This is a genomic window from Neobacillus niacini, assembly GCF_048572935.1.
Taxonomy (GTDB): domain Bacteria; phylum Bacillota; class Bacilli; order Bacillales; family Cytobacillaceae; genus Neobacillus; species Neobacillus niacini.
The window spans coordinates 298065-319753 of record NZ_CP183883.1 but is presented as its reverse complement, the minus strand read 5'-3'; the positions used below and the strand labels follow the sequence as shown (position 1 = coordinate 319753).

Here is a 21689-nt window from a genome sequence, read left to right as displayed (position 1 = left end):
TCACTTACCATTTGTATTATTTGAAAACGTTTTAACAGTTATTCAAAAAGTTCCTTCTTAGAGTTAAACATCCCAGAGGTAGAGGAGAAAAACAATGGAATTAGTCATTATACTATTAGCACTCGGAATGTTGATGTTTATCGCATATCGAGGATTCACTGTTATCATTTTTGCACCGATTTGTGCGTTATTTGCAGTGCTTTTAACAGAACCTGGATGGATTCTGCCTTTTTACTCGAATGTTTTTATGGGGAAAATGGTTGAATACATTCAGCTATACTTTCCGATTTTCTTATTAGGAGCTATTTTTGGTAAAGTAGTAGAAATGTCGGGACTAGCTAAAACGATTGCTTCTACTATTGTCCAAGCTGTTGGTCAAAAAAGAGGAATGTTAGCGATCGTGTTACTGGCTGCTATTTTAACCTATAGTGGAATTAGCTTAGTAGTAGTAGCATTCGCAGTCTATCCTTTTGCTGCACATCTGTTCAGACAAGCAAATATACCAAAGCGTTTAATTCCTGGTACCATTGCACTTGGTTCATTCACCTTTACAATGGACGCACTGCCTGGTTCACCGCAAGTCCAAAACGTAATTCCAACAAGCTTCTTTGGAACAGATCTATATGCTGCGCCTACGCTTGGGATTATCGGAGCTATCTTTATCTTCATACTTGGAATGTGGTATTTAAACTCTCGTCGTATTAAAGCAGAAAAAGCTGGGGAAGGTTATGACAGCTTCGGTACCATTAAGGAAGACAATGAAGTAACGATGGATTTAGGGGAACAAGAAAGTATCGGACGTAAGATTTTTGCTTTTGTCCCTGTTGTATTAGTTGCAGTTTTAAATAAAGTACTAACAACGGTCATTCCAAAATGGTATCCAAATGGTTTTGACTTCGAAGCAATTGGAATGAGCTTTCCAAGCATTGCAACGTCAAAAGTGATCGGAATTTGGTCAGTTGAAATTGCACTTCTAGTCGGTATTATCGCAACGATTCTTTATAATCGTAAACCTGTAATGCTGAATTTCAAAGATGGAATGAAAATCGGAGTAGCAGGTGCGCTTTTAGCTATTATGAACTCAGCAACAGAATATGGATTTGGAGCTGTTATTTCAAATCTGCCTGGTTTCTCTATTGCAAGAGATGGAATTGCTAAAGTATTTGGTCATCCATTACTAAACGGAGCTGTTACCACCAACATCCTTTCAGCGATCTCTGGTTCAGCCTCTGCTGGTATTGCAATCACTCTTGGAATGATGTCTGATAAATATATTGAACTAGCAAATCAATTTGATATTCCATTAGAAGTTATGCACAGGGTTATTTCCATGGCTTCTGGAGGAATGGATACACTGCCGCATAACGGAGCGGTTATTACGTTATTGGCTATAACAGGATTGACACATAAGCAATCATATCGTGATATTTTTGCTATTACCATTATTAAAACCATTGCTGCGTTCTTCATCATCGCTGTTTATCTGTTAACTGGAATCGTTTAATTTCTAAATTAACAATATTTAGTATTTATTGATTGAATATTCTTAAATAAAAGTTTAATATTAAAGGTGGAAATAGAGATAAATGCTCTATACTACTAAAATAACTCTTTTTGTTGAGTTTTTGATAGGTTACTAATCGGTAATGGGTTTCTAGATATAGATGCTAGAATTTAAGCCAAAATAAGACGTAGGAATCCCTGCGCTTATTTTGGCTTTTTTTAATGCTTAAAACGGGAGGGATGTTTCAGATGGATAAGGATGAAATGAAGCGATTAAACTTCTTACTTGAAATATATGTAGATGTCAATGTGGATAAAGACTTCTCTGTGCTTTCAAAAAAAACAGACCCATTTTTCATATTGAACATGTCTGGTCATTTGGTTTATGTAAATGAAGTCTGTGAAGAATTATTGCAATGTTCAAGAAATGACCTAATAGGAATGAAGCTAAGTAATATTTTCATCCCGTCTGTTTTAAATGACACTCAAACGTTTTTTATTAAAAAGCAGCGTGAAAACCTAACCAATTTTGATTCTAAAATTAGTATGAGACCTGGATATTCAATGGACGTAAACGTAACCGCTTTCCCAATTCTTTTTAGTGATGAAGTAGTTGGGAGCTACGTTGTGTTAAAAGATATCACGATGATAAAGAGAGAGAGGCAATTGCTGTCTGAAAAACAAGCTGCGGCGGGTCAGCTGGCGGCAGGAATTGCCCATGAAATCCGCAATCCCATTACGGCCATAAAAGGCTTTTTGCAATTAATGATGGGGGAACATAAAGGGGATTTGACTTATTATAATATTGTTGAATCAGAGATTAATCGGGTTGAAATGATTTTAAAGGAGTTAATGGTTCTAGCTACACCAACTAAGATTAACTACCAAGAGTTGAAGATCCGCAGTTTGTTGGATAAAGTTGTAACCTTGATGGAGTCACAGACATTATTAAATAATATTGAGGTAATTAAGAATTTCCATGCACTTGAGGCGGCTGTTTTGGGAGACGAAAACCAATTGAAGCAAGTATTTATTAACTTTATAAAAAATGCAATTGAGGCAATGTCAGCTGGCGGGAAAATTATCATTGAAGGTATAACCTTACTTGATAGCGTCCATATCCGAATCATTGATCAAGGCAGTGGTATTCCACCTGAAATATTAGAGCGTATAAGTGAGCCGTTTTTTACAACTAAGGAACATGGCACTGGGCTAGGGATCCTTGTTTGCAATGAGATCATCGAGGAACATAAAGGAAAAAGTAATATTTTTAGCAGCCCGGAAGGAACTTGTATTGAAGTGATTTTACCAACTGTCAAAACAATTGCAGTATAGTGAAAACAGTGTTAAAATAGATATGTCTAATGTCTTGCTGTCATTAGTTTTAGAAGTCTTTTATACTTACATAAAAAACAATATTTGTATCCTGTATGGTAAATGGAAGAAACTATTTATATAGTCGTCTTAACCGTGGCCTAACTTCTTTTTTGAAGTTAGGCCTTTTTTATTTTTGTGAAAGGAGAGATACATATTATATCTACTCAAGAGAATTTAGTATATCTCAGCAGCACGTTTAGCAAATTGCTTAAACGCAGTTTTGGAAAGGGGCCGGAATCCTGTCATGTTATCTTAAAAGGCAATAGATTTTATGTCTATATGAGAAATTTTATTACACCTGCAGAGGAAGTGTTGATAAGTCAAGGCCAGTTAGAGCTTGCACACAATTTCCGTTCAGCCGTGATTCATTCAGTTGCTCAAGAGTTTATAGAAGAGGTATCAGTGGTTTTAGGAATATCCTTTGATTATTTCTTTCATGATTGGAACTATGATAAAAGCACAGGAATCCTCCTGTTAGACCAAGCGCAATCTAATCATGAGGAGAAGATAGAGAACAGTCTTCAAAACAGCCTATTTAACTTAATCGAAAATGTAGCGTCACACTACCATAAAAAGCCTGTCAGTTTGAAAATTGTAAAGTTTACACAAAATATTTGTGCAATAGAATCTAAAGAAGTACTTTTGCCACTTGAAAAATTAGTTTATGAAAAAGGGAATGTAGATTTGCTGCTCCACCAAGCATGGGATATAAAAGATGGATATTGGAAGAACAAGGATCAATTTGAAGAACTTTTTAATCGTTTAATCGAGGATATCTTTATTATGTGGGACTATAAGAATAATAGAAATTATCTTGTATTTATTTTTAACAAACTATATACTATCGAATAACCTAAAAAAACATGTTGTAAAGAGGGAAATCCTAAAATACAATATGTTTTTTTGCTTTTTTAATATGGAGTAGTCTCGTACATACTAAGTGGATATAAAAGATTTTTTTCATTAAGGGGTAAAATGCGATGGAGCAAAAAAAGGAAGAGTACATCAGTAGTTATATTAGCAAGTTATTACGGAAGAAGTTTGGAAGAGGGCCCCATAGCTGTCAGACCACAGTTTCTAAAAATCATCTCGTTACCTATATACGTGGATTTTTATCTCCGATGGAGGATATATTGCTAGAACATGGTCAGGACAAGTACGTTGATCAAGCGAGAACTGTTATTATTACCCACCTTCTCGACGAAATTAAAGGAGTCATACAAGTAACTTTTGGTGTTGAAGTGATAGAAGAGTATCATGATTGGAATTTTCCAAATAACTCTGGTGTGCTCATATTTATATTAGATAAGGAAGCAGGGCAGGAATATAAAACCGATGTCGATATCCAAAGGGTAGAATTAGAAGTTGGGCGAATTAGCTTCATGGTTGAAAAAGTTCCAGATAAAATTAATACCTATCCCATTTCGCCATCTATTTACTTAATTGAGAGAAAAGGAATCCTTATACAAATAGAAAAGGCACTAATTGAAAAAGGATTTGAGAATGAACTAAAATTCACAAAGGATGAACTTGAAAAGACTTATTTTCATCGCAATGGCCGATTTGAGGATATTTTTAATAAGTCTGTCAGGGATATTTTTATTGACTGGAACTTTAAAGAAGATAAATCATTCATCGCTTTTGTCTTAAGTCCCTAAGAAATACCCCTGCCAGATATTTGAGAAGCATTGGATCTTGTAATATATAGCATTCCCGGAATTAATACAAGAGACACAATTAGTAAGATGATAGACATCGAATTGTGGTTACCATCATTAATTCCTGTTGCAAACATGACACCGAAAATACTAGAGGCCAGGATATTACCAATAAATCTTGATGTCATAAATAAGCCTGAAGCAATCCCACTTTCAGATTTAGATACAAGTGAATAAAGTATATTTTGTAAACCAATATTTAATATGCCATTACTTAAACCCAAGAGTGAAAGCACACTAAATATCCATAATAGGGGGGAGTTGTGGTTTATGGTTAGTAATAATACAACTCCAATTAGACCTGCTATTCCGCCGGAAAGTAATGGGTACCTGTACCCTGACTTTTCCATCCAACGTACCGCAATCGGTGTAATAATCATGGCAAATACTGAAATGGAAAGCATCATGATTCCAGTTATTTTGGAAGTTAGCGACAGCACAAGTTGTAAATAAATAGGCATGGATAACAGCATTGAGAAAAAGACTATTGTTGTTAGAGAATATAGACAATAAATTAAGGTAATGTTAATGTTCTTCTTGAAAAAATTAATATTTATAAAAGGTTCATCTTTCTTATTTTCGTATTTATAAAATAAGAAAGTCACAACTAAAGGAGAAAATAATAACCAATAGCTAACTCCATTCTCTAAGGACTGAAGCAGGAACATCCAAAGAAAAATGGATAAACCAAATAAAATTATTCCTATCACATCCCATTTGAAGGTTTTCTGAGTGTTTTTTATATCTTTTGGAATGGACAGGATAGCCAAAATGGCAGAAATCACGATAATTGGAAAGTTAACGTAAAAGATAATTGGCCAGCCGCCCTGTTGAACTAACAATCCACTGATAGTGGGTCCAAAGGCAGCCGAGGTTGTAGCAAATACAGATAATGTACCAATGACTCTGTTTTGATTTTTTTCTATATATGTACGGACAATACCAATTCCCGCAGGGTAAAGAGCGGATGTTCCTATTGCCTGTATGGTTCTCATCATAAGTAAAAACTCCATATTTGTAGACAATGGAGCGGTAAACGAAGAGATGGCTACTAATAGCAGTCCAATGATAAAGATTTTTTTTCGACCATAATAATCACTTAATTTACCGATTAATGGCAGAAAGATTGCACTCACCATAAAATAGGAAGCAATTAACCAAGAAATATCTTTTGAGGTAAGTTGAAATTGATCTTTTATATCAGGCAATGCAACTGTTATCATGGTGGTGTTTAATGGATTTAAGATAACACCTAATGCAATTGCTGTTATTAGTAATGTTGAATTTTTACCCGGAATTGTTCTCTTACTTATTAACATAGAACCGAACTCTCCTTAGGATAGTATTCTTAATGATAACAATAAAAAGAGAGACTTTCATTAAGAAAGCCTCCCTTTTTACTCTATACGCCGAGAGATTCCCCCTCAGGGGATTTAAATTAGACTTTTCTTTCTCTCATTTTTTTCTGCAAAGTATGCAGCTGATGCATTAATTGCTCATATTCTTCAAGCTCTATTTGACAGGATAGAATTGCATCTGCGATTTTACTGGTAATAGAATGTTTTTCTTCTAGAGCCTTCTCGTGCAGATAGATATACACTTTCCTTTCGTCCTCTTTAGAGCGTTGTTTTCTCACCCAATTATTTGCTTCCATGCGCGAAACCATCGGGGTCAATGTCCCAGTGCCCAAATTTAACTTTTCCCCTAATTCCTTTAATGTCACCCCATCCTGTTCCCATAAAGCCAATAAGACTAAATATTGAGGATAGGTTAAACCGAAAGGCTGAAGTACGCCGGAGTATAATTTGTTAAATTCACTAGCTGTTTCATATACGGCAAAGCAAAGCTGGCTTTTTAATGTTATGAAGTCTTTCAAAGGCAATCACCTGTTAGGATAATAGTTTTTCTAGATCATTCTTCATTTTAGCAGGTTCTGTTGTAGGTGCATAACGCTCAACAACCTGGCCATTTTGGTCAACAAGAAATTTTGTGAAATTCCATTTAATGTTTTTAGAAAGTAATCCTTTCTTTTCTTCCTTCAGGTAAGTGAATAAAGGATCTGCCTTATCGCCATTCACATCGATTTTCGCAAAGATAGGGAAAGTTACCCCGTAATTTAACTGGCAAAACTGTGTAGTTTCTTCAATATTATCGAATTCTTGGTTATTGAATTGATCACAAGGGAATCCTAAAATTTCTAATCCACGATCCTTGTAGGAGTCATATAGTTCCTGTAAGCCTTGAAATTGAGGAGTTAGCCCGCATTTGCTGGCAGTATTGACAATAATTAAAGGTTTACCTTCATATTCTTTGAGTGACTTTTCCACACCGTTAGTCATTTTTACAGAAAAATCATAGACTGTCTTCATTTATATTCCTCCTGGTTAGTGCCTCTTATTAATTAAATCGTCTACGATTAAATCATACACGATTCAATTGAGAATAACAAGATTATATAACGCAAAAAAGCAGTACCCCATAAATCATGAGATACTGCTTTGAATTTTTTGAACAACTTAGCGGATTCCTTTCATTAAGCCCTGAATTTTCGGAGCCAATGCAAAAAGGATCAAACTTAAAACAATAGCTGCTCCACCGATTACACCGAAGTAAGCCATTTCGTTTTCAGGTGTATAAAACTTAACGATTTGTGCATTTAGTGCTTGCGCTGCAGCACTTGCTAGGAACCATAAACTCATGGTTTGGGCTGAGAAGGCTGCAGGTGCTAATTTTGTTGTTGCGGATAAACCTACAGGTGAAATACATAATTCACCAAATACAACAATTAAATAGCTTAGAACAAGCCACATTGGACTAACCAATGAATCAGTACCACCAAGGTAAGCCGGTAACAAAATCACTAGGAATGATAAACCAGCAAATAACAAGGATAAAGAGAATTTTTGCGGTATTGTTGGCTGGCGATTTCCTAATTTAACCCATAATCCCGCAAATATAGGTGCAAATATGATAATAAATAGCGGGTTTAATGATTGGAACCATGCTGGTGATATGTGCATGCCCATCCAATCTAATTGCGTACGCTTGTCCGCATAGCTTGCAAGGATCGTTGAGCCTTGCTCTTGAATGGACCAGAACATTACAGCTGCAATGAAAAGTGGAATATAAGCAATAATACGAGAACGTTCTACAGAAGTAGTTTTTGGACTGCGATACATAACAACAAAATAGATAGTTGGAATGATAATGCCTAAGAATGTAACAATATTGATAAAGCTAGAGAATGTAAGAACTCCCATTGGGATTAACAATGCACAAATGACAGCGATTATGACAACACCCAATCCAATGAATGTGAATGTTTTCGTCTTTTCCGCTTTTGAAAGTGGGTTCGGAACAGTGGTACCTGCAAGTCCGAGGTTTTTCTTTTTTGTAAGAACAAACATGACAAGACCAAGGAACATACCAACAGCAGCAATACCAAAACCTAAGTGGAAGCTATAACCCATCACACTTCCTACAATTATCGGTGCCAAGAATCCACCCATGTTGATTCCCATATAGAAGATGGTAAAACCGGCATCACGGCGGTCGTCTGTTTCACTGTACATTTCACCAACTGCAGTTGAGACATTTGGCTTCAGCAGTCCTGTTCCAAGTACGATTAACACCATGGATACAAAGAACATGGCAACACTGCCAGGTATAGCAAGAATAATATGACCAAACATAATCAGTATTCCACCGTAGAATACCGCTTTAGAAGTACCGAATATTCTGTCAGCTAACCATCCTCCGATAATTCCAGACATATAAACGAGTGACCCATAAATAGACATAATGGAAAGAGCTAAGTTTTCATCGAGCCCTAATCCGCCTTTTGAGACCTCATAGTACATATAGTAGACTAGGATGGCTCTCATTCCGTAGTAAGAGAAACGCTCCCAGAATTCTGTAAAGAAAAGTGTGAATAATCCTTTTGGATGTCCGAAGAATCCTGTTTGGGGTACACTATCCACAATTTTCTGCCTATTATAATTCGACATAATTCTACCTCCCTTTATATTATATTATAATACTTTCGATTGTTTTCAATTGTCAAAAACTATTTTTGGTAAATAGGATTATAATAATTAGAAACATTGTTATATCAGGAATGTTGAAGTTTCTCGGGTAAAAAGAAAGTTTTTTTGAAATAATAATTCTATTTTGATAAGAGGAATTATTGCAAAAACAGTTTAGAAGAAATAGAGAACAGTTTTTTAAAAATTGATACCGCTTTCACTTGTTTTTTATCTGTTCCATGATATAATTGCATTAATTGTAAATAGTGATCACATGTTACTGACACGATCAGGCATGGTGGTAAAATAAAAGCCGGCTTTCTGCCCTTTTATTGTACCTCCATGCCTTTTTTTATTTTTTTGAAAGGAAAGAGGTATGGGTATGGTATTTAGTATTTTTAAAAAGTCAAAACTACAAATATATGCACCGGTTAATGGAGACATTAGATCATTAGAAGAGGTTCCAGATCCAGTATTCAGCCAAAAAATGATGGGTGAAGGGATAGCCATACTCCCAAAGGAGGGAAAGGTATATTCTCCTGTAGACGGCACAGTTATTCTCATCGCTGCCACAAAGCATGCTATTGGAATTCGTGCCAGTGATGGGACAGAAATTCTAATCCATGTAGGGTTGGAAACAGTGTCATTAAATGGAAAGGGGTTTAGAGTAGCCGTTAATGAAGGGGATAAGATTTCAGTTGGCCAGATGATAATGGAGGTTGATTGGGAATATATTAGTAAAAATGCAAAAAGCACGATAACACCGATTGTTATTACAAATAGTGAAGATAGAAACAGGCATTATACTCTCACAGAGGAGAAAATTGCCGTTCAAGGAAAAACGGTAATCATTTCAGGTTCCTAAGCTAATCTTCTATTAAAGGAGGTGGTCGAGGTAAAAAATAATATGTAAGAATCTTGTACAATTGCTGCATACTGCTAATAAAGATTGAATTTTGCGAATCCATTCTGCAGGCAATTATTCTTTATTTATACAGGTTACTCAAGCAGGAGGAAACCAATTCAATCTGGTAAACGAGTTTCGAGGATTAATTGCACAAGAGGGCTATATGTGATTGGTTTTATAAAAAGATAGGGGGAATAAACAATGATGAAATATCTTCAAAGATTAGGCCGTTCTTTAATGCTGCCAGTAGCCGTTTTGCCTGCTGCCGCAATATTGATGGGTATTGGGTACTGGATTGACCCTACGGGCTGGGGAGCAGATAGTCCAGTTGCAGCTTTCTTAATTAAAGCAGGTGGATCCATTATCGATAACATGGCTATCCTTTTTGCAGTTGGGGTAGCGTTAGGTATGTCCAAAGACAAAGATGGTTCAGCAGCACTGAGCGGATTGGTCGCTTATTTGGTTATTACTACTGTGTTATCAACAAACTCAGTAGCTTTGCTTCAAGGGATTGATCCAGAATCCGTTAACGCAGCATTTGGAAAAATTGGAACACAATTTACAGGGATTCTTTCTGGTATTATCGCGGCAATTATGTACAATCGTTTCAGTCATGTGAAATTACCCGATGCGTTATCTTTCTTTAGCGGAAAACGCCTAGTTCCTATTATGACATCCGTAGCGATGTTAGCTGTATCATTAGTCATGTTCTTTGTTTGGCCAGTCGTCTTCTCTGGACTCGTTTCTTTTGGTAAAGGGATTAGTGATTTAGGTGCAATTGGTGCAGGTATTTATGGTTTCTTTAACCGGTTATTAATTCCAATCGGATTACACCATGCCTTAAACTCCGTATTCTGGTTTGATGTTGCTGGTATTAATGATATTGGAAACTTCTGGTCTAGTAAGGGGGAAACAGGTATTACTGGTAGATATCAGGCTGGTTTCTTCCCAGTTATGATGTTTGGTTTACCAGCGGCCGCATTAGCAATGTACCATACTGCTAAATCATCCAAGAAAAAACAAGTGGCTGCTTTAATGATGGCCGCTGGTGTCGCTTCTTTCTTCACTGGGGTTACAGAACCTCTTGAATTTGCGTTTATGTTCGCTGCTCCTGCACTTTATGTAACACATGCTTTACTAACAGGTCTTTCATTAGCCGTTGCAGCTGCGTTCCAATGGACAGCAGGATTTGGCTTTAGTGCAGGATTGGTTGACTTTGTGTTAAGCTTGAAAATTCCAATTGCAAACCAACCATATATGTTACTAGTCCAAGGTCTAGTGTTTGCAGTCATTTACTATTTCTTATTCCGTTTTATCATTACAAAATTCAACTTGATGACACCTGGCCGTGAAGATGATACGGATGAAGTATCAGAGGATGCCGAAAATGCAGGTGGTAATAAGTTCTCTGCAATGGCTGCTAAGATCTATGAAGGCTTAGGCGGAGACGCAAACGTTACATCTGTAGATAATTGTGTAACACGCTTGCGCTTAGAGGTTAAGGATATGGATGCAGTAGATCAGAAGAAGATTAAATCTACTGGAGTACCAGGAATAAATATTGTTGGGAAAAACAGTATTCAAGTTATCGTCGGTACAAATGTTCAATTCGTCGCTGATGAAATTGCAAAAATCCGTAAGGGAAAATAAGATTGAATAAAAAAACCGCTTGGACCATTTGGTTCAAGCGGTTTTTTCTGTTTAGCTTCCGAGACTAGGGGGTGAGGTTTTTTAGAAACTGTACGCTTTTTGGAGTTGCTGTCTCCCCTAGGGAAAATTGAACTGCATTTTCCCTGGGCACCGCAATCCGGCTTTTATATCTATCTATTTCTAATTCTTTCTATATGAATGGTGATATATCCGAGTTCTTGTTCAGGCAGGGTGATACCATGATTTTTGGCCAGAAGCTTGGCTACTTTCATTGAAACATTGTAGGATAGTGCGAACTTTTTCTTTAACATGGCCAGCATTTCATCATCCATTATTGGCTGGGATTCATCATTTATTCTGGTTAGAGCAAATCTTAAATGAGTCATTAAACGCTGATAGGAAAGGTCATCTTCTTCTATTGCTATACTAAGTGTATCCTTAATTGTCTGTATCATTTCTCCAATGATAGCGGTCTGCCGAAGTGTTTGCTTCATATCACTGCTTTGGGGCTTTGAAGTATGAATGTGCAGGGCGATATAGGCTGCTTCATCCACTGGCATTTTTACACTTGTCATTTTTTCAATATGTCTAATCGCCCACATGCCAATATCAAATTCTTTTTTATAGAGGATTTTTATTTCATCAAAAAGTTTATTCTTGAGGTGAATTCCCTCTGTTGCCCTTTCAATAGCAAAAGACAAGTGATCTGTTAAACCGATATGAATATGCTCATTTAATTTCAATCCCAAATTATCTTCTGCATAAGAGATAATCTCTTCAGAAATCGAAAAGTGTTTTTCCGGAATTTGCTGCAGAAGCTGTTGGAACTTCTCATTTTCCTTCATAACAAATAGCTTTTCAATTTTACTCGGATTGATGATGTCATTCTTCCTTTTTTCATAGGCAATTCCCGCACCAATTGCTATCTTTTCTTCATTATTGTCTAAAACGACAACAGCATTGTTATTGAGGATTTTTTTTATTTTCACGAAACGACAGCTCCTTGTTACGCTATTACATCCATCTTACATTTTAAAACAGAATGAATCTACCTTTAGGCTATACAAAACTGCATAAAGGAGGTAAACTAAAAGATAATCACCAATAATACCGATAAGAAAGGTGGGTTTTACTTGTCAGATAAAGTACGTTCTATCCCAAGACCACTTGTAAAAACAAACCAATGGGTGATTGTCATTAGTGCCCTGTTAACACTGGCTTTCGGTCAGGGATGGTTTTTGATTATCCCATTACTTGCAGGTATATCCGGAATTGTTTTTAAATATAATCCCGTCATGAACATTGCAAAGTATTTTCTAAAGAAAAAGCCTCATGAATATATTCCTGAGGACTGGGAACAGCAGCAATTTAATCAGAAAATAGCTGTAATTTGTTTGGCCGGCGGATTCATTAGTTTTCTGGCTGGATGGAATACAGTGGGATATGTGTTTACAATTATGGTTGCGACTGCGGCATTTGTGGCTATCCTCGGATTTTGCATCGGCTGTTTTATTCATTATCAATGGAAGATGTTTAAATATAGAAAAGCAATTAAATCATAAAAAAACTGATGCAGGCATTCTGCATCAGTTTTTTTGTCTATAAAGCCGCTTTTGTTTTTAGTGATCGTTTTTGCCATGTAAAGGTAATGAACAGTGTTATGATCAATAATACAAAACCTAGTATGAATGGATAGGTAATTTTGACGTCATATAGTAAACCTGCAAGAGTTGGCCCAAGTACGTTACCAATACTCATATAAGCGTTATTCATCCCCATTGCAAAGCCCTGTTCATTTCCTGCCAGCTTAGAAATCAATGTATTCAACACTGGGCGTAGTATAGAGGTGGAGAGGAAAATAAAAAGTGAAATGATAAAGAATAGAGAGTAACTGGAAGCGAACAGTGAAAATAAAAATCCAGCTGCAGCCACAGCAATAAAAACATTCAATACTGATTTTTCACCATATCGATTTACAATTCGATCAACTACAAAGAGCTGAACAATAACACTGACAACCCCAGTTGCCGTAACCATTACGGCGATATCCTTCGCGGATGATTGAAATTGATTATCAAGATATAAACCTATAACCGATTCGTAGGCAATTAATCCGAAACTCATGACAAGTGTAATAATGAGTGGAATGAAATAAGGCATGTTCACTGAGCGAGCTATTTTACGAGGCATGGACTCATCAGGGAGCATTTCTGCTGATTCTCCGATAGGAGTAGTTTGACTCTCTTTTAAAAGGAGAACTGAAAACAATACAGAGACTAGAGAAACAAGCGCTGATATTAAAATAGGAAATTTTAATCCGAATCCTGCCAAGAATCCACCGATTCCAGGGCCGACAACAATTCCAAGAGACATGGCAGCGGAAACTAAGCTATTCCCTTTTGCCCGTTGCTCCATCGTGGTAATGTCTGCAATATAAGCAAAAATGGCTGGAACAAGCATAGCACAGCCGATTCCACCAACTGCACGAGAGGCATAAAGTACCCAGATGGAGTTGGACGCGTAAAAAATAAACATCGACAGGGTTAAACCTGCCAGACCGTAAATAATCATTTTTCTCCGGCCGTATTGATCTGTCCATTTACCTGCAATTGGAGAAAAGATAAACTGTGCTCCGGCAAATATGGCAATGAACAGGCCAGCAGCTGTTCCGCCTTGATTAATGGATTCCAGATAGGCTGGTAAAATGGGAATAATGATACCAAAACTCCCAATTGCTATAAACATGTTGATCATCAACATGGTGATTTTCTTTCGTTGATCCCCCGTCATCAAGAAGCCCCCTTTATGCAAAGAATTACACCTATTTTTATAGTGTAAACTTTTTCACTGCTTACTATCTTATATAGCCGTACATGCTTTTGTCAAAGAGAAAGTTTATTTAAAAATAGGGCTGTGTAAAGTGGAACTGTTGATTTCCAGGTTTTATTTTTTGATAATTCTGTACAAACTATTGCTAGGATTTGGTATTATTTAACTGAGCAGAGTGTATATAGCTTCTTTATGAAAAGGAGGAAGTAATATGACAGGAACAATTGCAGTTATTATGGTATTCTCGATTCCGATCATTGCTATTTTAACAACACATTTTCAAAAACAGAATAAAATTAAATACAAAATGATTCAAGGGGAACTTGAATTAGAGAAACTTAAACATGAAAATTATTTGATTGAAACGGAAAGAATGAGACTCGAGCTAGAACGTATGAAACTCGATGAGCCGCAAGATAAAATAAAATTAGGTTAACTACCAATAAAAAATAGGTTCTATCCAATAGATAGGACCTATTTTTTATTTGGCGGGTTTGTAATCTGGATTGATCTTCGTTAGTGTCTCCTTGTCACATATGACAAATAGCTGGGCATCCTCGGGAATGGGCTCGTCGAGTTTTCGATTAATATGAAGATCTCCGCGGTCTGCAACGAGTGTTGCGCCTTTATTGAGCAAATCCTTAAAGGCGTCCCGATAGGTTTTCCACTCGTCCTGTTTCGATATTTCATACATAGCTTCCTCGTATTGACTGCTCATTAACTCAGAATACATATTGGTCACGCCGTGAGAAAACAGCGAGCGAACGGCTGCGTGAGAAATCATTTCCTGTGTCGGTATAAATTCATCTACCTTCACCCGTTGGAATAAACGAATATGTTTTTGAAAGATTACTTCGGCCGTTACATGGATGGGTGTATTTAATTTCTCCTCTATTGAGGTAATGGCTGTAGCAATGAGTAATGTTTTCCCATCAACAAGTAGCGGATCCCTTGTCGCGAAGTTATCTTGCGTAATTTGATCAGCAAAAATGATAACACCTTTAGCTTCCGGTAAGTTTGCTTGGTAAAGTGTTTCTTCATCAGTTGCATCGCCGCGAACATAATACAACTGTTTCTCCACCATTGGTGCATTTTCGAGTTCGTCAATGATGACAATATCAATGGATTTATCTGATTTTAGAATTTCTTTGATGGCTAACTGTGATTTATCGCTCCATCCAATGAGAATGATATGATTTTTACCAGTATATTTCATCTTTCCACCAACTTTAAGTTTATCGAACAGATAGACCACTTTTAACATTTTTCCAATAAACACACTGACTAACCCGATTCCTGTTATATACAGAACAATCGTGAATGCTTGACCTAGCTGGGTGACGGGAGCATAGTCACCAAATCCAACTGTAGCAAGTGTAGTTAGAACCCAGTAAATAGCGGTAAGATAGGTGTCAAACGTATCTGGCTCAATATATAAGGCGATATAGGCAGCAAATAATACATATAAAGTGATCAGAGGAAAAAAGATTCTGTTTCGCAGTTTGGTTAGATAGTATAACAATTTTTTAAAGGGCATTCCCATAGTATCTCCTAGCTTTCCAATCACTGTTTATACTTATATTCCCAAAAAGGGATAGAAAATAACCATGATTGGTTTTATGGTTTAGAAAGCTTATAATGGTATCAATATTATTTGTCCTTGGGAGATGGAAGACGTTGTCAAATTCACTAAGAGAAAAAAACATTGTATTTATTGGTTTCATGGGTGCGGGAAAAACAACCATTGGGAAGCTGGTAGCACAAAAGCTGTATCGAGATTTTATTGATATCGATGAAGAAATTGAAAAAGAATACAATATGCCCATTCCGAAGATTTTTGCCGAAATTGGAGAGAAAGCCTTTAGAGAAAAGGAAAAAGAAGTAATTCAGAATCTATGTGAGTACAAGCTTAAGATTATTTCTGTTGGAGGCGGAGCATTCCTTCAGGAAGAAATCAGACAGGTATGCCTCTCTTCGAGTATTGTATTTTATTTAGATATCACTTGGGATGCATGGAAAAATCGTTTAAGTTCGATTATTGACAGCCGTCCTGTCCTGCAGGGTAAAACAATGGAAGAAATAGAAGAGTTATTTTATAAAAGAAAAGAGATTTATAAAAATAATTATCACTCAATCATTGAAATAAGCGACCAAAATGTAGATGAATTAGCTGAGAGCATTGTAAAAACCCTGAAATTATCTTGGGAATTACACGAAACTAAGTAAAAGGTCAAGGGGAGTGGAGAAGATGAAAAGAAGTGTCACCGTAAAGGGGATAACGATTGGGGAAGGGGCACCGAAAATCTGCGTCCCGATGGTTGGGGAGACTGTATCGGAATTAGTAGAAGAGGCCTCGTTTCTTAAAACAGTTGACTTAGATGTTGTGGAGTGGCGTGTTGATTTTTTTGAGCATGTGGAGGATTTAGAGAAAGTAAAAGAGGCATTAAATTCAATACGATCCATCTTACATAATACTCCGCTTATCTTTACATTCCGCAGTGCAAAAGAAGGCGGAGAAAAGGAAGTCAGCGCCGCATACTATTTTGAATTAAATAAGGCGATTGTCAAGAGTGGTCAGATAGATATCATTGATGTTGAACTATTTAATGAGGAAGAGGAAATCGTAAAGCTTATTTCTGAAGCCCATGCTAGCAATATGTATGTTATCATTTCGAATCATGATTTTGACAAAACGCCGGCAAAGGAAGAGATTGTTTCCCGTTTACGCAAGGCTCAGGAGTTAGGCGGAGATTTACCGAAGATCGCAGTTATGCCGCGTAACGCTGCAGATGTGTTGACCTTATTGGATGCAACGAACACAATGCATGAGCAATATGCGGACAGACCGATTATTACGATGTCTATGGCGGGTAAGGGAGTGGTCAGCCGTTTAGCGGGTGAAATATTTGGGTCTGCATTAACATTTGGTGCGGCCAAAAAGGCTTCCGCTCCTGGTCAGGTGCCTGTCACCGAATTAAGGAGAGCTCTTACACTCATAAATTCTAGTTTATAAGGAAGGTATCCGCTATGGGTGCTTTCTTTTTTTGTGTATAGTAGAAGTAAAAGGGATTTTGGGGGGATTTGTTATGATGTACCGGAACCTGGGAAAGACAAGTGTAAAAGTGCCTGTAATAGGCCAAGGAACATGGACATATGGAGAAGATAAAAATTTGGCAGTAGAAGAGGTTAGGGCGTTAAGATTTGGAATTGAAAATGGACTAACTTTAATTGATACTGCGGAGGAATATAGCAAAGGCGGTGCTGAGCGAGTTGTAGCAGAGGCAATCAATGATTGCCGTAAAGAAATTTTTTTAACGACAAAAGTCTCAGCAAAAAACTGTTCCTATAAAGGTGTGATTGAAGCGGCAGAGAGAAGTTTGGAGAGGTTAAACACCACGTATATCGATCTCTATTTGCAACATTGGCCGAGTAAGGAACACCCCATAGAAGAAACGATGCGAGCGATGGCGTATTTACTTGATAAAGGTTTAGTCAAATATATAGGAGTAAGTAATTTCACACCGCAGTTGATGGATGAAGCACAGGCTGTCTTAGGCAGTCATGTTATTATGTGTAATCAGGTGGGATATCATTTGAATGACCGCAGGGTCGAGAATGATGTAATACCATATTGTCAGAAGCATGAGGTGACGGTTATGGGCTACTCACCATTTGGTTATGCCCCACAATTTTTTGGCGGAATTGGATTCCCAGAACAGGATACAAAGGAACGTCAGATATTGGATAAGATTGGCGAAAAATATGGCGCAACAGCTTACCAAGTGGCATTGAATTGGATTCTTAGGCATGAGAACCTCATTACAATTCCGAAAGCCAAAAACATTACACATATCAAGAGCAATCTTAAAGCATTAGAACTGACATTATCGGATGAAGATTTACAATTAATTGATACATACTTTCCAAAAGCCAATGAGGGTATGAGTTTAGTAAAATATTAGCTTGTGCGGCGGAACACTGATAAATTTCAATATTCGCCAATATTTTTAAACCAACGCTGATATCCCTGATACAGAGCATAAACTCGATTTAATATCTTGTAACAAAGGAGGGAAAAGCTTGCCCCATAAACTTTGGATTGCGGTAAATAGTATTTTGATTGTCGTTTCGTTTATTTATATCTGGTTTTTCCTTCCGCCTGACAGCAGTTTAGTCATTTTGGCTCGGCTGCTGGCACAAATAGCGATGGTCCTCTTTTTGATTAATATTAATATGTATTTTATATTTCTAGTTATTCGCAAAACCTCTATAAGACAGGTTAAGATCCGTCTTGCAAAATTCTCAAGAGTTATGATGAAGTGGCATATTTCAATTGCAGTAACAGCTACAACCATTATTGTTGGTCATGCCGTTATCAATTTATATAAAATTGCTCCGGTTGTTGGTTTTGATAACATAAAAATCATCAGCGGCTATCTGGCTATATCCTTTCTGTTCCTTACTTTGGCTGCAGGGTATTTACGTCATAAAAAGTCTTCCGGATTTAGACGGAAATTTCATCTCACAACAGCCATGATCTTTTTTCTACTCTTTCTTGTACATATGTTCATTCCAATCTAATGGAGGTGAGTTGGTTGAAGCCAACGGAAAGTGCTAAACGAATAGAAAGCCTCGATTATTTACGAGGATTTGCGTTGCTGGGAATTATTCTAGTTAACATTCTGCCGCTGTTGGCTGTGAAAGTGCCTGAGCAAGGCACAGCGGATGCCTACTATCAAAGGTTTCTCTTTTTATTTGTAGAGGGAAGGTTTTATACGCTTTTTTCTTTTTTGTTCGGTGTAGGCTTTTATCTATTTATCTCAAGAGCGAATGCGAAGGGGAAAAACGGCTACGTTTTGTTTTTGCGAAGGGTGACGGCATTATTTATATTAGGCTGGTTCCATGTTAAATTCCATCCTGGAGAGGCATTAACTGTTTATGCCGTGACAGGACTGCTTTTACTTCCATTTTACAAAGTGAAAAAGGAAATTAACCTTGCCATTGGATTAATCCTGCTAATCGCGATAAGTGTCATGGCCTTCAAGCTGTTTATGGTTGTGCCGCTGATGCTGCTGGGGATTACTGCTGGTCAATATCATCTCTTTGAAGGTGTGGCGGGGAAGATAAAAAGAGCTGTGATCTTTACTGCTCTTCTGCTAGTAGTAAGTGCAGCGGGACTTATTTTTCAATATCAACATGTGCCAGCTGCACCATTTGGTTTTTATACCGGAGTTGACGAGGTTACCTATCAATTTTTAAGTATAGGAATTATGATTGGACCACTTGTTTCCGCTTTATATGTTGGGGTGCTAATTCTGCTTCTGCAATTTCAGTTTGTTCAAAAGCTGTTGTCCCCTTTGAAGAGCTATGGGCGGATGGCGCTGACAAACTATATTTTTCAAACTGTCTTTATCTATTTAGCTGGATATCTATTCAACTTGTTTGATTCATTAACCTATCTCCAATCTTTACTAGTTTGTCTAACGATTTACGTAATCCAGCTTATCTATAGTGTAGTCTGGCTTCGACTTTTTCAATTTGGACCACTGGAGTGGGTATGGCGTGTTGTTACGTATTTAGAGGTGCCGCCAATGAGGAAACATGTTAAAGCTGTAAACTAAAAAGAAAGGACCTGCATGCGATTCATGCAGGTCCTTTACCTAATCCTCTGTTTGTTCTTTGCGGATATAATCCGAGTACTCCATGAGTGTTAAGGAATTATCAATACTTTTTTGAAGTCCATTCGTATTCTTTGTTTTCTTCATGGTTTTTCGATTATAGATGGAAGCAGGGAGCTTGGCACTTGGTGCAGTATAAATAGTCTTATCACTAATAAACGATCCACCAGGCAGATAATAGCGCATTCCAAGCACGTTCTTTTTGTAATGAAAGAGATTGTGCCCCATCATTTGCGTTTCATGCTCGATACCAAGTAAGTTTAATAGAGTCGGCATTAGGTCAATTTGACCTCCAAGGTGTGAATAAGTATCACCTGTAAATAGACCTGGTGCCGTAAATAATACTGGTACAATGAAGCGGTCTTGCATGGTGTATTCGTGACCTAATACTTTTTTTAACAAGGTCTTATCGTGATCGGTAACAGGTGCACCGTGAAGACCAGAGTGATCGCCATAAATCAAAATAACAGATTCATCATAGATACCTAACTTCTTTAGATGGTTAATGAATAACCCAATCTGTTCATCCGTATAACGAACAGATTGAAAGTAGTTCCCGACATACGTTTCTTTATAGTTTTCCGGTAAGTCTAGAAGTTCGTATTCTTCGGGCATTTCAAATGGTGTATGGCTTGTAAGCGTAATAATATTCGAATACATCTTTTCGTGCGTCTTTAACTGCTTTTCTAGCTGTTCGTCCACAAAGTTAAACAGCACTTCATCTGCCGGACCAAAGCCGATTTCTTTTTCGTTTGGAATCTCACTACTAGTGTAGATATAATCAAATCCAAGTGCTGGATATAACTTATCACGACTCCAATAGGTAATATCATCGGCGTGATAAGTGGCAGTGCCGTAGCCATTCTTTTTTAAAGTCCGAACCAGTGAAGGTATCTCTTCACCGTCAAGGGTATTAACGGTTGGGTCCATGCCTTCAGGGTATAAGGAGGTATGCATGAGCCATTCAGCATCCGATGTGTTACCTGCCCCAATTTGTTGATAGACATGATCGAAATAGGCACTTTCTTTTAAGAGTGCATTTAAATTTGGTGTGATTTCCTGCCCGTTTATCTTTTGATTAATCGTGAATTCCTGCAAAGACTCCACTTGAATAACAAAAACATGGCGGTTTTTTGCGAGTCCAAACGTGCTTTGTTCAGCAGCTTGGACATAGGTGTTTCCCTTAAGCTTTTCAAGTTCTTTTTCAGACATATACTCCTGACTTGCAAAGGCTGTCCCTAGGCTATTTTCATAAGCTTGAACGAATTGTGATTGGATATAGCCGTGCTTCTTTGCAAAGTAGGAAACATCAATTAAAGGATAGCGAAATGCGATAACAGTCATGATGAGTCCGATACAGCCAAATCCAGCTGTCCATCTCTTTGCTGAGGTAAAGGTAGTAGAATTTCTCTTGAAAAACCAAATAAGCGGGAGGATTATCACTATATCTAGGAAAAACAGAAAATCATACGGGCTTCCAAGTAAGGCAACTGTGCCTCCGACAGAGTTGGATTGATAAATTTGTTTGACATCATAATAAGATGGTATGGTTGAAAAATACCGAGTATAATAAACAACGACAATGAACAGCACTGACAAGATTAAGTTATAAAGCCAAATGGCTAACCAGGTCCGTTTTTTAAAAAATATCATGAGAGCAGTTAAAACTAGAGCCCACATAGGAAACTCAATAAGTAACACATGAAAAAACGATGTGTTTTCAAAAACGACAATCTGAAAGGCATAAATTTTTATAAACAAAACAACCAATAGTAATACAATTGGTTGAAGAAAACCACGGCTCAAAACCTTATTCATAAAAAACACCTCTACTAAGATACTCTTCTCCCTTAACTTATCAAAACTTCTACAATACTATCAACTAATTTGGAAATAAATATTAATTTTCTGAAACCTTGGGTATCTGCTGAAATAAATTTTTCAATATGATATGATTATGCAGAATTTTGGCAAAAATAACTTTATAAAGATTTTAAGGGAG

General features: G+C 37.1%; 21 protein-coding genes. 13 read left to right on the top strand and 8 right to left on the bottom strand.

Going from position 1 to position 21689, the window contains the following annotated elements; genetic code table 11:
• The first annotated feature begins 94 nt into the window (after positions 1–94).
• The 4 genes from ACN6MT_RS01520 to ACN6MT_RS01505 all read left to right on the top strand — a co-directional run bounded on the left by ACN6MT_RS01520 (position 95) and on the right by ACN6MT_RS01505 (position 4538).
• A complete protein-coding gene (locus ACN6MT_RS01520) occupies positions 95–1504 on the top strand; it encodes a GntP family permease (RefSeq protein WP_419954536.1) in 1410 nt (469 codons plus the stop codon).
• Between the two features lie 248 nt (positions 1505–1752).
• Positions 1753–2838, top strand: coding sequence for an ATP-binding protein (locus ACN6MT_RS01515; protein ID WP_419954535.1), 1086 nt, complete (start codon positions 1753–1755; stop codon positions 2836–2838).
• Between the two features lie 177 nt (positions 2839–3015).
• Positions 3016–3732: a Na-translocating system protein MpsC family protein gene (locus tag ACN6MT_RS01510; protein WP_419954534.1), complete on the top strand. Its 717-nt coding sequence runs from the start codon at positions 3016–3018 to the stop codon at positions 3730–3732.
• A gap of 128 nt (positions 3733–3860) precedes the next feature.
• Complete coding sequence (locus tag ACN6MT_RS01505; protein WP_034672642.1) at positions 3861–4538, top strand: DUF2294 domain-containing protein; 678 nt, start codon at positions 3861–3863, stop codon at positions 4536–4538.
• Here the strand turns inward: ACN6MT_RS01505 and ACN6MT_RS01500 are convergent.
• From ACN6MT_RS01500 to ACN6MT_RS01485, 4 genes are all read right to left on the bottom strand, one after another.
• A complete protein-coding gene (locus ACN6MT_RS01500; RefSeq protein ID WP_419954533.1) occupies positions 4535–5917 on the bottom strand; it encodes an MFS transporter in 1383 nt (460 codons plus the stop codon). The two genes, ACN6MT_RS01505 and ACN6MT_RS01500, sit on opposite strands and share 4 nt — an antisense overlap.
• A 119-nt stretch (positions 5918–6036) precedes the next feature.
• Positions 6037–6474 (bottom strand): MarR family winged helix-turn-helix transcriptional regulator, encoded by a 438-nt coding sequence (locus ACN6MT_RS01495; RefSeq protein WP_419954532.1) that lies wholly within the window; start codon positions 6472–6474, stop codon positions 6037–6039.
• Positions 6475–6487: 13 nt separating this feature from the next.
• Entirely contained in the window at positions 6488–6967 is a 480-nt protein-coding gene (locus tag ACN6MT_RS01490; protein WP_419954531.1) for a glutathione peroxidase, read from the bottom strand.
• 147 nt (positions 6968–7114) lie between these two features.
• Positions 7115–8605, bottom strand: a complete 1491-nt coding sequence (locus ACN6MT_RS01485; RefSeq protein WP_419954530.1) for a peptide MFS transporter — start codon at positions 8603–8605, stop codon at positions 7115–7117.
• Positions 8606–9005: 400 nt separating this feature from the next.
• Here ACN6MT_RS01485 and ACN6MT_RS01480 point away from each other — a divergent pair, with 400 nt between their 5' ends.
• Together ACN6MT_RS01480 and nagE are read left to right on the top strand one after the other, a co-directional pair.
• Positions 9006–9488, top strand: coding sequence for a PTS sugar transporter subunit IIA (locus ACN6MT_RS01480; protein ID WP_419954529.1), 483 nt, complete (start codon positions 9006–9008; stop codon positions 9486–9488).
• A gap of 243 nt (positions 9489–9731) precedes the next feature.
• Positions 9732–11180: an N-acetylglucosamine-specific PTS transporter subunit IIBC gene (gene nagE / locus ACN6MT_RS01475; RefSeq protein WP_419954528.1), complete on the top strand. Its 1449-nt coding sequence runs from the start codon at positions 9732–9734 to the stop codon at positions 11178–11180.
• Positions 11181–11350: 170 nt separating this feature from the next.
• Here nagE and ACN6MT_RS01470 read toward each other — a convergent pair whose 3' ends face one another.
• Positions 11351–12169: a PRD domain-containing protein gene (locus ACN6MT_RS01470; RefSeq protein WP_419954527.1), complete on the bottom strand. Its 819-nt coding sequence runs from the start codon at positions 12167–12169 to the stop codon at positions 11351–11353.
• 144 nt (positions 12170–12313) lie between these two features.
• Between ACN6MT_RS01470 and ACN6MT_RS01465 the strand changes: the two genes are divergently transcribed.
• On the top strand, positions 12314–12742 hold the full coding sequence (locus ACN6MT_RS01465) for a DUF4395 domain-containing protein (RefSeq protein ID WP_419954526.1): 429 nt from the start codon (positions 12314–12316) through the stop codon (positions 12740–12742).
• 37 nt (positions 12743–12779) lie between these two features.
• Here ACN6MT_RS01465 and ACN6MT_RS01460 read toward each other — a convergent pair whose 3' ends face one another.
• Entirely contained in the window at positions 12780–13970 is a 1191-nt protein-coding gene (locus ACN6MT_RS01460; protein ID WP_419954525.1) for an MFS transporter, read from the bottom strand.
• A 250-nt stretch (positions 13971–14220) separates the two neighbouring features.
• Between ACN6MT_RS01460 and ACN6MT_RS01455 the strand changes: the two genes are divergently transcribed.
• Positions 14221–14445, top strand: a complete 225-nt coding sequence (locus tag ACN6MT_RS01455) for a hypothetical protein (RefSeq protein ID WP_402623371.1) — start codon at positions 14221–14223, stop codon at positions 14443–14445.
• A gap of 45 nt (positions 14446–14490) precedes the next feature.
• Here ACN6MT_RS01455 and ACN6MT_RS01450 read toward each other — a convergent pair whose 3' ends face one another.
• Positions 14491–15546, bottom strand: a complete 1056-nt coding sequence (locus ACN6MT_RS01450; RefSeq protein ID WP_419954524.1) for a potassium channel family protein — start codon at positions 15544–15546, stop codon at positions 14491–14493.
• A 185-nt stretch (positions 15547–15731) separates the two neighbouring features.
• Here ACN6MT_RS01450 and ACN6MT_RS01445 point away from each other — a divergent pair, with 185 nt between their 5' ends.
• The 5 genes from ACN6MT_RS01445 (at position 15732) to ACN6MT_RS01425 (ending at position 19630) form a co-directional block, all read left to right on the top strand.
• Positions 15732–16235, top strand: coding sequence for a shikimate kinase (locus ACN6MT_RS01445; RefSeq protein ID WP_235847151.1), 504 nt, complete (start codon positions 15732–15734; stop codon positions 16233–16235).
• A 22-nt stretch (positions 16236–16257) separates the two neighbouring features.
• Positions 16258–17022: a type I 3-dehydroquinate dehydratase gene (gene aroD, locus ACN6MT_RS01440; RefSeq protein ID WP_419954523.1), complete on the top strand. Its 765-nt coding sequence runs from the start codon at positions 16258–16260 to the stop codon at positions 17020–17022.
• A gap of 73 nt (positions 17023–17095) precedes the next feature.
• On the top strand, positions 17096–17971 hold the full coding sequence (locus tag ACN6MT_RS01435) for an aldo/keto reductase (protein ID WP_419954522.1): 876 nt from the start codon (positions 17096–17098) through the stop codon (positions 17969–17971).
• Positions 17972–18089: 118 nt separating this feature from the next.
• Positions 18090–18590: a hypothetical protein gene (locus ACN6MT_RS01430; RefSeq protein ID WP_419954521.1), complete on the top strand. Its 501-nt coding sequence runs from the start codon at positions 18090–18092 to the stop codon at positions 18588–18590.
• Positions 18591–18604: 14 nt separating this feature from the next.
• Entirely contained in the window at positions 18605–19630 is a 1026-nt protein-coding gene (locus ACN6MT_RS01425) for a DUF418 domain-containing protein (RefSeq protein WP_419954520.1), read from the top strand.
• 39 nt (positions 19631–19669) lie between these two features.
• On the opposite strand, the gene ACN6MT_RS01420 is transcribed toward ACN6MT_RS01425, so the two are convergent.
• Positions 19670–21505, bottom strand: coding sequence for an LTA synthase family protein (locus ACN6MT_RS01420; protein ID WP_419954519.1), 1836 nt, complete (start codon positions 21503–21505; stop codon positions 19670–19672).
• Between the last annotated feature and the right edge of the window lie 184 nt (positions 21506–21689).

Bases quoted from the DNA above. Each gene is read 5' to 3' on its own strand.
- ACN6MT_RS01520 (WP_419954536.1), top strand. From the start codon at position 95: ATGGAATTAGTCATTATACTATTAGCACTCGGAATGTTGATGTTTATC.
- ACN6MT_RS01515 (WP_419954535.1), top strand. From the start codon at position 1,753: ATGGATAAGGATGAAATGAAGCGATTAAACTTCTTACTTGAAATATAT.
- ACN6MT_RS01505 (WP_034672642.1), top strand. From the start codon at position 3,861: ATGGAGCAAAAAAAGGAAGAGTACATCAGTAGTTATATTAGCAAGTTA.
- ACN6MT_RS01500 (WP_419954533.1), bottom strand. From the start codon at position 5,917: ATGTTAATAAGTAAGAGAACAATTCCGGGTAAAAATTCAACATTACTA.
- ACN6MT_RS01490 (WP_419954531.1), bottom strand. From the start codon at position 6,967: ATGAAGACAGTCTATGATTTTTCTGTAAAAATGACTAACGGTGTGGAA.
- ACN6MT_RS01485 (WP_419954530.1), bottom strand. From the start codon at position 8,605: ATGTCGAATTATAATAGGCAGAAAATTGTGGATAGTGTACCCCAAACA.
- ACN6MT_RS01480 (WP_419954529.1), top strand. From the start codon at position 9,006: ATGGTATTTAGTATTTTTAAAAAGTCAAAACTACAAATATATGCACCG.
- nagE (WP_419954528.1), top strand. From the start codon at position 9,732: ATGATGAAATATCTTCAAAGATTAGGCCGTTCTTTAATGCTGCCAGTA.
- ACN6MT_RS01460 (WP_419954525.1), bottom strand. From the start codon at position 13,970: ATGACGGGGGATCAACGAAAGAAAATCACCATGTTGATGATCAACATG.
- ACN6MT_RS01455 (WP_402623371.1), top strand. From the start codon at position 14,221: ATGACAGGAACAATTGCAGTTATTATGGTATTCTCGATTCCGATCATT.
- ACN6MT_RS01450 (WP_419954524.1), bottom strand. From the start codon at position 15,546: ATGCCCTTTAAAAAATTGTTATACTATCTAACCAAACTGCGAAACAGA.
- ACN6MT_RS01445 (WP_235847151.1), top strand. From the start codon at position 15,732: ATGGGTGCGGGAAAAACAACCATTGGGAAGCTGGTAGCACAAAAGCTG.
- aroD (WP_419954523.1), top strand. From the start codon at position 16,258: ATGAAAAGAAGTGTCACCGTAAAGGGGATAACGATTGGGGAAGGGGCA.
- ACN6MT_RS01435 (WP_419954522.1), top strand. From the start codon at position 17,096: ATGATGTACCGGAACCTGGGAAAGACAAGTGTAAAAGTGCCTGTAATA.
- ACN6MT_RS01420 (WP_419954519.1), bottom strand. From the start codon at position 21,505: ATGAATAAGGTTTTGAGCCGTGGTTTTCTTCAACCAATTGTATTACTA.